Source organism: Christiangramia fulva (assembly GCF_003024155.1).
Classification (GTDB): Bacteria; Bacteroidota; Bacteroidia; order Flavobacteriales; family Flavobacteriaceae; genus Christiangramia; species Christiangramia fulva.
Map to the genome: position 1 here is coordinate 591,290 of NZ_CP028136.1, position 14,410 is coordinate 605,699.

General features: G+C 38.3%; 7 protein-coding genes. 2 read left to right on the top strand and 5 right to left on the bottom strand.

Features of this window, described 5'->3' with window-relative positions; all coding sequences use genetic code 11:
• Positions 1–401 precede the first annotated feature (401 nt).
• The 3 genes from C7S20_RS02810 to C7S20_RS02820 form a co-directional block, all read right to left on the bottom strand.
• Positions 402–2,312 carry a putative porin gene (locus C7S20_RS02810; RefSeq protein WP_107011050.1) on the bottom strand — a complete coding sequence of 637 codons (1,911 nt, stop codon included), beginning with the start codon at positions 2,310–2,312 and terminating at the stop codon, positions 402–404.
• Between the two features lie 113 nt (positions 2,313–2,425).
• Entirely contained in the window at positions 2,426–3,760 is a 1,335-nt protein-coding gene (locus C7S20_RS02815) for a RagB/SusD family nutrient uptake outer membrane protein (protein WP_159039858.1), read from the bottom strand.
• 10 nt (positions 3,761–3,770) lie between these two features.
• A complete protein-coding gene (locus tag C7S20_RS02820; protein WP_107011052.1) occupies positions 3,771–6,845 on the bottom strand; it encodes a SusC/RagA family TonB-linked outer membrane protein in 3,075 nt (1,024 codons plus the stop codon).
• A gap of 168 nt (positions 6,846–7,013) precedes the next feature.
• Here C7S20_RS02820 and C7S20_RS02825 point away from each other — a divergent pair, with 168 nt between their 5' ends.
• A complete protein-coding gene (locus tag C7S20_RS02825) occupies positions 7,014–7,610 on the top strand; it encodes a ribonuclease HII (protein ID WP_107011053.1) in 597 nt (198 codons plus the stop codon).
• A 31-nt stretch (positions 7,611–7,641) separates the two neighbouring features.
• Positions 7,642–10,017: a hypothetical protein gene (locus C7S20_RS02830; protein ID WP_107011054.1), complete on the top strand. Its 2,376-nt coding sequence runs from the start codon at positions 7,642–7,644 to the stop codon at positions 10,015–10,017.
• Between the two features lie 57 nt (positions 10,018–10,074).
• Here the strand turns inward: C7S20_RS02830 and C7S20_RS02835 are convergent, their stop codons facing one another.
• Together C7S20_RS02835 and C7S20_RS02840 are read right to left on the bottom strand one after the other, a co-directional pair.
• Positions 10,075–11,406, bottom strand: coding sequence for a RagB/SusD family nutrient uptake outer membrane protein (locus tag C7S20_RS02835; RefSeq protein ID WP_107011055.1), 1,332 nt, complete (start codon positions 11,404–11,406; stop codon positions 10,075–10,077).
• 12 nt (positions 11,407–11,418) lie between these two features.
• Positions 11,419–14,394 carry a SusC/RagA family TonB-linked outer membrane protein gene (locus tag C7S20_RS02840; RefSeq protein WP_107011056.1) on the bottom strand — a complete coding sequence of 992 codons (2,976 nt, stop codon included), beginning with the start codon at positions 14,392–14,394 and terminating at the stop codon, positions 11,419–11,421.
• Positions 14,395–14,410 lie beyond the last annotated feature (16 nt).

Consider the following 14,410-nt stretch of genomic DNA (forward strand, 5'->3'; position numbering starts at 1 on the left):
CGGGTGGTTTTTGTTTTCTTTATCTCTCTTTTAGAACGTCGCTTGTTTTTCAAAGCGGGTGCAAATATACAACGACTTTTCTTTTCCAACCAAAACTTTTTAAACTTTATTTTTTAAAAAAATCTTAGCACCTTTTTACCTTATGAAAAATCGCTAACTTTCCCCGCTTCTATAATCAAACTACCCCTTCAATGAACTAAGCTTCCCTGAGAAAGCGGGTGCAAATATACACCCGATTTTAGATTGTACAATAGGCAAACATCTTTTTTCAGATTTTTATCTTAATTCTATATTTTTCAGTAAAACTTTGAAGAAAAACAATAAAACAGAATGTCCGGATAATGCTTTAATAGCATATCAAGCTAAAAAGGAGAAATTTCAGCAATTTAAATGATGATTTTCTAAAGAAAAAAGTCCCATACTAACCCAAAACGAATCAGAAAATCGGTATACGGGTAACCTGGAGCGGTAAAATTATTATTACCCTGGATGAGATCATTTAAATGCTGCAGCTTGAAAAATATTCTCGCCTGATCAATTTTTGCATTGAAAAAGAAGTCAACAACGGGGTAACCTCCAAGCTCCTGTTCATTTTGCACATAAAATTCTGCTAAAACAGGATTATAAGCATCCATTTGATATTTACTAAAATACTTGAATGTAAAACCTGTTTGTAAATAAAGGGCCTTATTGAACCAGTAATCTTTATAATAAATGGAATTACGCGTAACGATCTCCGGAAGATTCAAAACATCAGTCCCCTGCAGCACATTCTGATACATAAGCGTATTATAAATCCCAAAAACGCCAAAATCGAGGCCTTTTTCAGCTTTTATTTTAAGATAACGAACCTGCCCGTCAGCCTGAAAAGGTTTTACATTTCCCAGGTCATTTTCGGTAAAATAGGTATAATTCTGAATTTGAGATAAACTACCGAAAAGATTTCCGAATTTTTCAGAATGGAAATCCCCAAAAAGGCGCTGAGCGATCTCATTATTAAAACTATTTTGCCAGTTATAGTTGATATAATCACTCTGATAAAGAAGGAAATTAAAATTGGGTTTTCGACTATTTTGATTAATTCCAAACCTCAAATAATTATTTCGGTCATATTCGTAAAAAGCCGAAGCTTCCAGAAAATTTCCCGGAAAATCCCCAGTTACATGAAGTTGTGCACTCGCTTCAAGACCAAAACCGCCAATTTGTTTTTTGAAATTACCGCCAATGTGTATAATATCTCCTGTAAGTTTATTTCCTATAGTGTCTCCCGGCTTGATATAAACCGAATTATAACCATATTTATAGCCGGTATACCCCGCCATAAACGACAATTTTCCCAGTGTTCGATTGGAATAATTAAGGCTAAGTTCATTCAGCAGCTTTTCCATTCGAGTTTTATCATTGAGATTGCTCGATTCAAAAGACTCGCCAAAAATTCCTTTTTCTGCGGCACTCTGGGTAAAAACGAACTTTTCATAATTATAGTTCAGAATATGCCCAATGCTAAGCCGGTTGATGGAGTCTAAAGGATTATTCAGCACGAACTCATGGTCAATGTAAAATCTTTTGCCAAAAAGGGTACTTTCAGCATTTTCAAAATTCACTGCCAGTACTGAACGATCTTCAAATTCAGGTTCTTTATTAATATATTGCTGAATAGCCTGTTCGGTGAGCCCTCCATTTTCCTCATTTAGAAGGTCCTGAGAAACAAAATGAGCCTTGGCATAATACCTGTTACTATCTGAACTATAATTAATGGTCATTCGTAAATTCCCTGTACTGGTTAGAATATGCTGATATTTCCCGAGAGCACGAGTTCCTTTATAAGCAATACTGAAATTAAGGTTTGGAGTGGTATTTACGGTAAAAAAAGCATCCAGTTGCTGTCCCTGTTCAGGCACCGTTTTGAAGTATAGCTCGGTAAAGGGGGTAGGGACATAATAATAATTTATATCTTCAGCCTCCATGAAATTAAAATGCCGGGCCCTGGCGCCAAATTTGGGAAAAGTCTCTTCGTAATCTTTTTGATAACTAAGGCTATTATAGGTTTGTCCAGTATTTGAAAAGGGTAATAATTCGAAATTGTCTTTTCTAAGGTAGTTAAATTTATAGTCCTTAAGGATGGTTAAGGTCGTATCAACATAAGTGGTATCATTCTCAGAGGTGATGATCTTGTAGAGATTGATGGGGGCCTTTTTTTCCTTTGCCGTATCCATCTTACGAAGACTTTCAGGACGCTCCTTCTGGCCAGTACGTTGAGACCAAAGCATGGCCGTCATTAAAAAGAAGAAAACAAATAAAATCTTTTTCATCAAAATATGCTCTTCGGCAAAAATAGAATAATTAGTTCAAGATAAAGGAAGTTTCTAAAAAACAAAAAGCCACCCGCGTTGACGGGTGGCTTTCTATTTCAGAATTATTATAATTAATAACCAGGGTTTTGGTCTTCAATTGAAATTGCCGAATTTCTTTCAATCTCTTGCTGCGGAATCGGCCAAAGATTATTTCTTTCAGGAATAAAAGTATTATTATCCTTAGAGGAAATTTCCTCATCTGCAATCCCCAGTCTAGTTAAGGTAAACAAACGATCTGTATCCTCTCCATAAAATTCAACAAATCTCTCATGTGCTATTAGATCAATAAAATTGCTAGAATCTAAATTTACATCCCCCAATCCAGCACGATTTCTTACCATATTTATATAATCAGATGCTGTCGCATCACCTTTGCGTGCTAATAATTCGGCTTGCATTAACAAAACATGTGAATATCTAAAAATATAAACATCATCACTCCCACTCCCAGGATCTTTGAATTTGAAGATCTGCGGATCTTCCCCGATGATTTGACTTGTCCTATTATCTCCCTCTTCAAAAGCCGCCAAAAGATCTCCACTTGGAGCTACCTCATAACGTCCTCCCGATTCCAAGTAGTAGAAGGCGTATGAATTTCCATCAAAGTCAGCAAAATTAATAGCAAAGATACCTTCTTGAGTATTTGCATTACCCCCAAAAAGATCGGCGTAACTATTTGCAAGTGTGTATTCTCCAATCACCGGCGCTAAAGTAGCCTCAGCTTCCGGATATTTTTCCAGCTCCATTTCTACCAAAGCTTTTAAAACCCTCACAGAGTTTTCATTGAAAAAGTAAAGACTTCCGCTTGGTCGAATATCTGCCAATGCATCACTAAGGTCCTGCATAATTTGGTCGTACACCTCAGATTCTGAGGATCTAGCAAGTGGATTTTTGTCAATATCTGTTGCAGAAAGATTTCCTGTCAAAGCTAATGGAACTCCACCGTACACTTTTACTAGTCTATAGTACATAAAAGCTCTCACAGCTTTTGCCTGTGCAGTTAATTCTGCCGAAACCTCACTGTCAATATCGACTTCTTGCAATTTATCAATAATTATATTTGCTGCATTGATAGTTTCAAAATGGTCTGTCCAATATCTAGTATTTTCAATATTATTCAAATCTATATCATTACTTGCAAATTCTGCTAATGAAGGAAATGATCCGACATGAGAAAGTTCATCTGCGAAAAGCCCTGTCAAAAAGGCATTATAACCACCGGTCACATAAGTTTGCTGTAAACGGTCATACAAGCCATTTACAGCACCTCGCGCTGAAGGAATATCAGTAATAAGAGCTTCCGGGCTTACAGCCGTAGTAGGTTCAGTTTCTATAAAATTATCTGCACATGAGCTAAGACCTATAGCTATTGCAAAGAGTAAAATAATATTTTTTATTTTTTTCATCTTTTTTCGTTTAAAATTTAAGATTGACACCAACTTTATACACTTTGTTCAAACCTTGCGTAAAGAAGTCAGTCCCTCTCGCTGCATTATCACTACCAAAGGCATTAACTTCAGGATCAAGGCCGGTATAATCAGTCTCCGTCCAAAGATTATCTCCTCCTATATAAATTCGTAATGAGATAGGAGTACCGTTGATTTCAGGATTCAGAGTATAACCCAAAACAACTTCTTTCAAACGCACGTAAGAAGCATCTTCAATGAACCTATCAGAATCCTGGTTATTATAGGATTGTCTACTTCCGTAGCGAGGTGCGGGTAATGTCGCATCTTGATTATCTTCAGTATAATAATCTAATTGAGAAGCGAATTTATTAAATAGGTATGAACCTGAAGCACCAGCAAAACCTAAACTGTTGTTATATATATCCTTGTCATACTCAAACTGAAGGTTTGCAGACAGATCAAAATTGTTCCATCTAAATGTATTTCTAAAATTTCCAGTCCATTTAGGAAGAGCATTACCAATAAAGGTTCTGTCGTTAGCGTTAATGTTGCCATCACCATTGATATCAATATACTTGACATCCCCAGGGCCAATACCTCTTGCAGCCAAAGCTTCTGGTATATCATCGCCTTCTCTATAAATACCATCAGCCTGTAAACCATAAAATGCACTTAGAGATTGACCTACGGCAAGCCTTGTAGCAAATCCTCTGTCGATTGGAATGAATTCCCCGGCAGCATCTTTCTCTAAAGAAAGAATTTCGTTCTTATTATATGCCGCCTGAAACTGAGTGGTCCAATTAAAATCACCTTGAAAAATTCGCGCATTTAAAGATATCTCATGACCTCTGTTTTCCACTTTACCAACATTAGCTGCTACTGACGTAAATCCAGAGGAGTTTCTCAAAGGACGGCTTAAAAGTAGGTCATCAGTTGTCTTTACATAATAATCGTAGGTAAGATCTATCCTATCAAATAAGGTGATATCTGTTCCCACATTCACCTGCGTAGTAGTTTCCCATGAAAGATCAGGAGCTGCCAATTGTCCAACACCAAGCCCAGGATTACCCTCATAAGATCGTACATAGGCCAAACCTCTTGATCCATAATTACCTAAACCGGTAGAGTTTCCGGTTTGTCCCCAAGAAGCACGTAGTTTCCAATTTGTTAAAGTTTTATTCTTGAAGAAATCTTCATCGGAAATGATATACGCTCCAGAAACAGCCGGGAAATATCCTATTTGCTGACCGGCACCAAAAACTGAAGAGGCATCTGCTCTTAAGGTTCCTTCAAAAAATATTTTGTCTAAATAAGACACGCCTGCTCGTCCAAAGTAAGAAAACAATTTATTTTCATCGATGGCATTATAGGCTGTGGTAGGCACAGCGGCATTACCTGGAAGCTCTAAACCAGCAGGAATTTGATTCCCATCCACCTGTGTAGTTTCTGTATTAGTTCCTTCGAATGAAAAACCTAATAACCCGGTGAAATCAAAGTTCCCAACATCTTTACTATAATTCAAAGTATTAGTGACATTCCAGCGGTTTATTTGATATACCCCTTTGTATGAATAGCCATTAGATCCTTGGCCTCTCCTGGTAGTAGCAGGATTAAAAACTAATTCATTATAGTCAAGACGCTCTAAGGAGGCCTTAGAATAGAAACTTAAATCCTTGTAAATTTCATAGCGTAACCCTAAATTAGAGAAGATCCTCAAGTTTTCAGAGGTTGATTTATCTACCAAGGCATTTTGTAAAGGATTGGAAAATATAAACGAACTAGTATTATAGGTTCCATCTTCATTAAAAAGATCCTCACCTGGCCTCTCAAGCACCGCCGTAGAAAGAACTCCATAAATGTTATTATCGCCGTTCACCCTTCTATTGAAAGATTGGGTAATACTAACTCCGGCATCCAAATCTAATTTTTCATTGGCCTTGAAGTTAGCATTAAAAGACAATGACCTTCTTTTGAACAATTGCGATTTTATGGCACCCTCCTGATTAAAATCTGTGAAGTTGGTATAGAAACGCGCTCTATCAGATCCTCCGCTTATTGTAACATCGGTCTGTCTCACCAAAACTGCACTATTACGGTAAACTGCGTCAATATAATTATCTCCAAAATCCATAGCATACAGATCTTCCAAGCTAGCAGCACCTTCTCTTTCAAGAATATTCTCTCCCAGAATCATACCTTTAGAAAGCATACCTGGTACACCAAAAGCACTTTCAAAAGCTCTGTCTCCAAACTCGTAATACTGCCCGGCAGTGAAAAGTTCATACTTGTTGATAGGCTCCTGGAAACCTGCATAGGAATTAATCTCTACAGAGGTCTTTCCAGCTTTTCCTCTTTTGGTGGTAATCAGAACCACCCCATTAGCACCTCTAGCACCATAAATGGCAGCAGAAGAAGCATCTTTTAAAACCTGGATCGATTCAATATCCGAGAAATTGATGTTTGCCAGAACATCGTTGTTTTGACCTCCAAAAAAGTCATTTTCTCCAATACTACCTGACAAAATCGGCACTCCATCTACAACATAAAGCGGCTCATTAGATCCACTTATAGAACTAGCTCCCCGAACACGTACTGAAAAACCTCCACCTGGTGCTCCAGAGTTTTGATTTACCTGCAAACCATTTGCTGAACCCTGCAAAGCACCGGATATTGTTGGAGTAGCGATACTTTTTATTTGTTCACCATCTACTTTAGCTACTGCAGTAGTTAGTGATTTTCTTGTTTGTTCACCGTATCCTACTACAATAACTTCTTGAAGAGATTGTGCATCCGGAACCATGGTAACATTAATGATATTTTCAGCCCCAACGGTTTTTTCAGTTCTTTCCATTCCAATAAAAGAAAAAACCAAAACATCTCCTTGGGAAGCTTCAATTTTGTACATTCCATCAAAATCCGTCTGCGTACCAACCTCCGTACCTTTAACTAAAACATTCACTCCAAGTAATGGGAGACCATTTTCTCCAACTACCGTCCCGGTGATTGTTCTTTCCTGTGCAAACGCAATTTGCACCACCAACACTAATAAAAGTGTTAGAAATCCATTTAATCTTTTTTTCATTATTCGTTAAATTTGAATTAGCCAGCGCCAAAAATCATAATAATTTCTTAATAATCCAAACAGAAGCTTTTTTTAACTTATGTTCTATGAGCAATATCGACACAAGAATTGAAGGTATTACACAATTCTGGTTTTCCGAGTCTAAAAATTTTATTAAAATTGCACCCAATGTTGCAATCTTACAATTTAAAATTAACAATCGCCGGAACCGATGAAGCCGGTCGCGGCTGTCTCGCCGGGCCTGTAACGGCTGCGGCCATAATTTTACCTAATTCCTTTAAAAATGAAATACTTAATGATTCCAAACAGGTAAATTCTGCTAACCGTAAACTGCTAAAAAAGATTATTGAAAAAGAGGCCGTATGCTTTGCGGTGGCTCATGTTTTCATGGAGGAAATTGATAAGATAAATATTCTCAATGCTTCTATACTGGCGATGCATAAAGCTCTGGAGCAAATTAGCATAAATCCAGATTGTATCATTGTTGATGGCAACAGGTTCAAACCTTTCCGAAAGATCCCGCATGAGTGCATCATAAAAGGTGACGGAAAATTCAAGGAAATCGCAGCAGCTTCTATCTTGGCAAAAACATATCGCGATGAGTACATGCAAAGAATCCATGACGAATTCCCCATGTACAACTGGAAGAAAAACAAAGGATATCCTACAGCCGAACATCGCAGGGCTATTCGGGAATATGGTCCCTGCCCCTACCATAGAAAGAGTTTCAGGCTTTTACCTGAACAGCTGATAATGGACTTTTAAGTTTCGTACTTTTACGGCAAATTTCCGATCAATGAAAAAGCAGCTCATCCCTCTTGTTGCATTGCTTATTTTATCATGCTCCAGGAAATCTACCGATACCTTTCGACTGGAAGAAAGAATCCCTGAAAAAGCAGAATCCATCATTATAAGTCCTGATATACTTCATTTTCAGGAACAACTTCGGAAAAATGAATTTTTATCTTCAAATGACTTTGAGTTAAAACAGGATATTCAGAAGGAGTTTTGGTTCTTAAAATTTGTGAAGCCTTCCTCCGAAAGCATTTTGAGCCTTTGGGATATTGGTAAAAAGGAAAAACCTTTTCTATTTTCAACCAAAAAGGATTCTTCTCTTTTCAAAATCGAAAAATTAAAATCCAAACAAATAGAAAGCATTTCAAAAAATGGATTTTCCTACTTAAAATATGAACTTGAAGGGCTCAATTTCTACACTAAGGAAGAGGACAACTTCATCTTTTTAAGCAATTCTCCCGCGATTCTTCAACAGGTGCTGGAAGAAAAAAGAGTATTGACCGACACTAATTTTACCAAAATAGTCCAGGCTGCAGATCCCGATAAAACTTCATTAATTTTTAAAAATTCAGCACTCGAAAGTACAACCAAAGGCTTTTTGGCCCATTTTAATTATAAAATTCCCGAAAATCCGGGAGCATGGACACTTACTGATCTTGATATTAATGAGAAAACAATTAAAGCAAACGGCCTCAGCCTTAATTCTCCAACATCCGCAATTCGCGAGCTGCCTGTTCGGGATTGGGAATCTATTGGCCTGATCCCTGATGATTTTTCAAGCTTCTTTACCAGCACCTATAATAAAAAGGCTCCAAAATTTGATATTTTTAATGTTACCAGCGCTATTTCTGTTGTAAGCATTCCTTCAGGCAAAGCTTTAATTCTGAATACTTCAGAAGCTGAAACCGCTGCAGAAAAGATGGCAGGATTCGGAGAGCTAATAGAAAAATATCGGAATAAGGAACTGTATAAATTAAAAGACCGTGACTTTTTAAAAGAAGATTTACCCGCTTTTATTTCGGCAGAAAATGTTGATTATTATACATTCATTAACCATTTTATACTGTTTTCAGAAAAAGAAACCGTTCTAAAAGATATAATTTCAGCCTTTGAGAATTCTGCAGTATTAAGTGAAAAGAAATATTTCAAGGAATTTTCCCAGTCTCTATCCTCTCAGGGCTCGCTTTTCTTTCTGGACAACCTCTCGGCTCTCCATACTTCCAAAGAAAAGAATGAAACTGGTTCAAATTTCAGCTTTAATAAGTATTCACTGGCGGGTCTTCAGTTAATCAACGAAAAGGATTTTTCCCATATTCATGCTATCCTCTCTACTGCTGCTTCACAAAATTCTGAAGAGGGAGTGCGGCAAACGCTGAGCATAAAAACCGATAATCCACTGGCAATCCGTCCTTATTTCTTTAAAAATCACCTTACAGACCAAATGGATATTGCCGTACAGGATGATCAAAATTCGCTATACCTGTTTTCAAACCACGGAAATCTCTATTGGAAAAAGCAACTGGACAGCAGAATTAATGGAGCTATTCATCAGGTCGACCTTTTTAAGAACGGCTATCAGCAATTAGCTTTTTCCACGACATTTCAACTTGATATTTTAGACCGAAATGGAAATACGGTAAAACCTTTCCCCATAAAATTCAAAAATGAACTCACCCAACCTCTGGCTGTTTTTGATTATGATTCGAACAGAAACTACAGGTTTGCACTGGTTCAGGGTGAAAATTTATATTTGATCGGGCCAAAGGGAAAAGCTATCAGGGGCTTTGATTTTGAAAAAGCGGAAAGTGAGATCATCCTTCCTCCAAAACATATTCGTCTTGGCACTAAGGATTATATTCTGATATTGGAAAGCTTCGGAATTTTAAAAATTTTGAGCAGGCAGGGTAATGTTCGTATTCCCATAAAAGAAAAGTTTGATTTTTCAGAAAATGAATGGTACGGTCACAACCAACAGTTTATTAGTTCAGTAACTTCAGGAGATCTTGTGAAAATCGATGAAAAAGGCAATGTAAATCATCAAGCTGCCGAACAATCTGAAAACCTTCAAATGGTGGCAAATGATAACAATCTTGTTTACCTTACCGACAATCTTTTGCATATAAATGAGAAAAGCCTCGAACTTGATTACGGGCTTTATACGCGGCCCCAATTATTTTCGGTTAACGGGAAAACATATATCGCCATCACCGATACCCAAACCCAAAAAGTTTTTCTTTTTAACTCCAATGCAGAACTGCTGAAAGGTTTTCCTGTGTTTGGCACTTCTCCTGTAGACATCGCCAATGCCGATACTGACGATAATCTTGAGCTCATGGTAAAGGGGGATAAAAATGAAATAATCATCTATGATTTTTAGCAAAAAAAAAGACCGTCAAAACGACGGCCTTCTTACAAATAAATTCATCAGGAAAGATTAACTTCCATAGCCTGGATTTTGAACCAGCAGCGAATTGGCATCCATTTCCCTCAATGGAATAGGAAATGACAATCGGGGAGAATCTGCAGGAATTTCACCCACAGGACGCCCTGTTCTGGTATAATCCCAGATAAGGAAACCTTCAAACATCATTTCAAGTTGTCTTTCTTTAAGTATATCGTCAAGAGTTACTTCAGTTAGAAGATCGGCATTCGCACGGGCACGAAGCGTGTTGATGTCCTCAAGAGGAGTCGCTCCTTCTTCAGTATCCAGTCTTTGATTTGCTTCAGCTCTGATCAGATACATTTCTGCAAGCCTGATCAAAGAAATGTTAGCATATTCATTGGTATATTTTGAAGTCAGTACATCACCATAATCGCCGATATAGAAGAACTGCCCTCTGTCGTCTGAATCTCCAAACATATTCAAGTAAGCGTCATTTACGGCAATATCACCTCCACGACCGCCAAATTCAGTACTCGCGTAATGAACCACAAGTACATTATCGCCATCCTGGGAGTTCACCTGGAACGCAAATAAATCTTCACTTGAATTGGTGTCATTGTTAAAGGCGTCGGCAAAAGTATTTGTTAACGAGCGCCCGCTATATTCGATTACATCATCGGCTGCATCCCTGGCTGCTTCATAATGTCCAATATGCAGCTGCACCCTGGCAAGTAAGGCTTCAGCCGAATATTTATCGGCGCGAGCTCCATTGCTTTCAGGAAGTAGTTCAATTGCCTTCTGAAGATCTGAAATTACCTGCTGATATACCTGATCTGCAGGTGCTCTTGCTATTTCGAGGTTCTGATCAATATCAATTATCCCATCCAAAGTTAACGGCACACCCAAAGTATGATCAGGCGAAGAGAAAAACCGGTTGAGATCGAAATAATTCAAAGCACGCAGAAAATAGGCTTCTCCCTTAACGCGGTCCCTGCTATCTTCATCTACGAGATCTGCATTTTCCAGCACAAGATTTGCCTGGTTAATAGCTGCATAACCATTCAACCACAAATCTCTTACGAATGAATTATCTGTAAAAATACTTTTATTATAAATCTCTTTTGGTTCCTGGTAAGTACCGTACCAGGTTGCCTGATCGGTAAAACCATACAGGTCGGCCATGATTTGCATATACCCGCCATATGACTCTTCCTGAGAGCTTTCATCATATACCCCGGTAAGGATATTCTCAACATTTTCTCCTGTTGAGATAGCCACATCTGTAGGTATCTGCTGCCGGGGCTCTACATCTAATCTATCTGAACATGCCCCTAACAGGAGAAGGATGGCCAGAAAACACAATAAACTATATATTTTTTTCATAAAATTTCTTTTTTAGAAGTTAATATTAACGCCTAAAGACATTGTTTTTACAGCTGGAGCAGAATAGAAGGTCACTCCAGGCCCGAATCCGGCATCACTGGTTGATTCAGGATCATAACCATCATAATTAGTAAAAGTCAGAAGGTTTATTCCGGTAAAATAAACACGGAATTTTTCGATTCCCATTTGATCGGTGAAATCTTCAGGTAAGGAATAACCAAGCGTAAGGTTCCTTAGGCGAATAAAATCTGAATTCTGCAAATACCTTGTCGACGTAGCAGTACCATTTCCACCGGCTAATCTTGCTTGCGGAATATCAGTAATATCTCCTGGCTCCTGCCATCTTCTTAACTGGTCAACAGTTTGATTATCAAACCAGTCTGCATTGGCAGATTGATATACTCCACCTCCATTATAGATACTGGCTCCCCACTCTCCTACAAAAGTGAAAGTAAAATCCAATCCTGAATAATAGACAGTGTTGGTCAAACCAGCAATCCAGTCGGCGTATGGTTTACCAGCAATTACCCTACTAGCTTCATTAGGATCATTTGTGGTAGCACTACCTTTTCCATCAACGTAATAAAGTGCATCTCCATTATCAGGATCCACGCCGGCATACTCAATTAAATAAAATGCAGATAAAGGTTCTCCTTCTCTAAGGATGTTCTCCCCTGAAACTACATCTTCTCCATCAGGTAGTTCTTTAATTTCATTATGGTTTTTAGAAATATTGAAATTGGTGTTCCAGGTAAGTTTATCTGTTTGAATATTTCGTGTATTCAGGACAAATTCAAATCCCTTGTTTTCAAGAAGTCCAATATTACGGGTAACACTGGTATATCCTGAAGTTCCAGGAAGAGGTTCATTAAAGATCAGGCCATCAGACCTTTTAATATAATAATCCAGTTCTCCTGAAATCCTGCTATCCAGGAAACCATATTCAAGACCAATATCGGTTTGTTTTACGCTTTCCCAGGTTAATTCCGGATTAGGTGCCTGAACGGGAGCTATACCAGGTTTTTGGTTATAAGAAATAGCTCCAAAAAGTCCGAGAGAAGCATAATTACCAATATTGGCATTACCTGTTTCACCATAACTTGCACGGAGTTTCAGGAAAGAAAGTACATCAGAATCATTTAAGAAATCTTCTTCACTTAAAATCCATCCAGCAGAAATTGCAGGGAATGTTCCATAACGCACATCCTTTCCAAATCTTGATGATCCATCACGTCGCACACTGGCTTTAAACAGGTATTTATCCATTAGGGAATATTGCAACCTGGCAAAATAAGAAAGAAAACGATTTGAAGATTCAGCACCTGAACCTCCGGTTATCTCGGCAGCACTGCTTACTGTTTGGAAATCATCAGATGGGAATTGAACTCCTGTAACATCCTGAAAGCGCCTATTAGACTGGTTATATTCCATACCTGCAACAACTTCAACGTCATGAATATCATTCAAGACTCTTGAAAAAGTAAAATAATTACTACTTACATAAGATTCGGTTCCCACGCTTGAAGCATAAGCTGATCCGTTGGTAGACTGAAAAGGAGTCTTTTTTCCTCTAAAATTATCTTCTGTTTGATAATAAAGATCATATCCGAAATCGGTGTTAAATCTTAAAAAATCTGTAAATTGATATTCGGCAAAAGCACGACCAGTAACTCTCCTGATTATGGTTTTATAATATGCATATTTATCTTCTAAAAGGAAATTTGCATATAAGGTATTGGGGTTTGGCTCCCCATTCTCCAAATAGGCCGGAGAAATTGGTGCCTGAGCTATTGCCTGCAAAGGAGTAGTAAAGGCGTTATCATCAGCAATCCTGTCTATATCGGTTCTGGAAAAAGCCATATTCATTCCTATTTTGAACCTGTCGCTGAAATTATGGTTTACATTCACCCGTCCATTAATTCTTTCAAGATTATTCCCGCGCACAATACCTTTGGTATCGTTGTAGGCTCCGGAGAAAAAATAAGTGGTTTTTTCATTTCCCCCAGAAACAGAAAGATTTGCATCCTGAACATGTCCGTCCTGGAATGCCAGATCCTGCCAATCGGTATCAATTTCCCCGTTTCTCCAATCGGTACCAGCCGATAAGCGGTCAAATCTTCCTTCAGCATAATCAAGATAGCCGCTATTTGTAGCCGCTTCTGTAAAAAGCTCGATATATTGTTCGGCATTCAACCAGTCCCTGGTATGAGTTGGTTCACTCATTCCATAAGAATAATTCATGGAGAAAGAAGCTTTTTTGTTGGCTCCTTTCTTGGTGGTGATAATAACAACACCATTCGCACCTCTGGAACCGTAAACCGCAGCGGCCGAAGCATCTTTAAGGATATCAATAGAGGCAATCTCATTTGAACTTAGAGTCAGCAAAGGGTTTGTTGGCGCTCCATTGTTTGATTCATTATTATTGATCAATGGCACTCCATCAAGAACATATAATGGCTCAGAGCCCGCTCCAATACTGGCAATACCTCGTATTCTAATATTTACACCACCTTCAACTTTACCGTTGGTGGGAGAGATTTGCACACCGGCTGCCTTCCCGGCAATGGTGCTCTGGATACTGGGAACCGGCACTTCATCGATATCTTCCGAAGTCAGTTTCGCAACATTATCGGTAAGATTTCTTTTACTCTGCGTTCCATATCCTACAACCACAACCTCTTCCAGCTGTGAAGCATCTTCCTGTAAAATTATATTGATGGTATCATCAGCACCTACTGGAACCGTTTCTTTACTATATCCAACATAGCTAAATACAAGCACTTCACCTTCAGAAACTTCAATACTGTAATTCCCGTCGAAATCGGTTTGTGTTCCCCTGTTGGTGTTCTGCACAATAACATTTACCCCGGGAAGAGGTAAACCATCGGTATCGTTTACTGTTCCGGTTACCACTTTAGTTTGGGCAAAACCTGCCTGGGTACCAAGTAACAATAAGAGAACAAAGAGCAATTGTAATTGTTTCTTCATATTTCGAATTTTTAAA

Coding starts and splice junctions, on each gene's coding strand:
- C7S20_RS02810 (WP_107011050.1), bottom strand. CDS start 2,312: ATGAAAAAGATTTTATTTGTTTTCTTCTTTTTAATGACGGCCATGCTT.
- C7S20_RS02815 (WP_159039858.1), bottom strand. CDS start 3,760: ATGAAAAAAATAAAAAATATTATTTTACTCTTTGCAATAGCTATAGGT.
- C7S20_RS02820 (WP_107011052.1), bottom strand. CDS start 6,845: ATGAAAAAAAGATTAAATGGATTTCTAACACTTTTATTAGTGTTGGTG.
- C7S20_RS02825 (WP_107011053.1), top strand. CDS start 7,014: ATGTTGCAATCTTACAATTTAAAATTAACAATCGCCGGAACCGATGAA.
- C7S20_RS02830 (WP_107011054.1), top strand. CDS start 7,642: ATGAAAAAGCAGCTCATCCCTCTTGTTGCATTGCTTATTTTATCATGC.
- C7S20_RS02835 (WP_107011055.1), bottom strand. CDS start 11,406: ATGAAAAAAATATATAGTTTATTGTGTTTTCTGGCCATCCTTCTCCTG.
- C7S20_RS02840 (WP_107011056.1), bottom strand. CDS start 14,394: ATGAAGAAACAATTACAATTGCTCTTTGTTCTCTTATTGTTACTTGGT.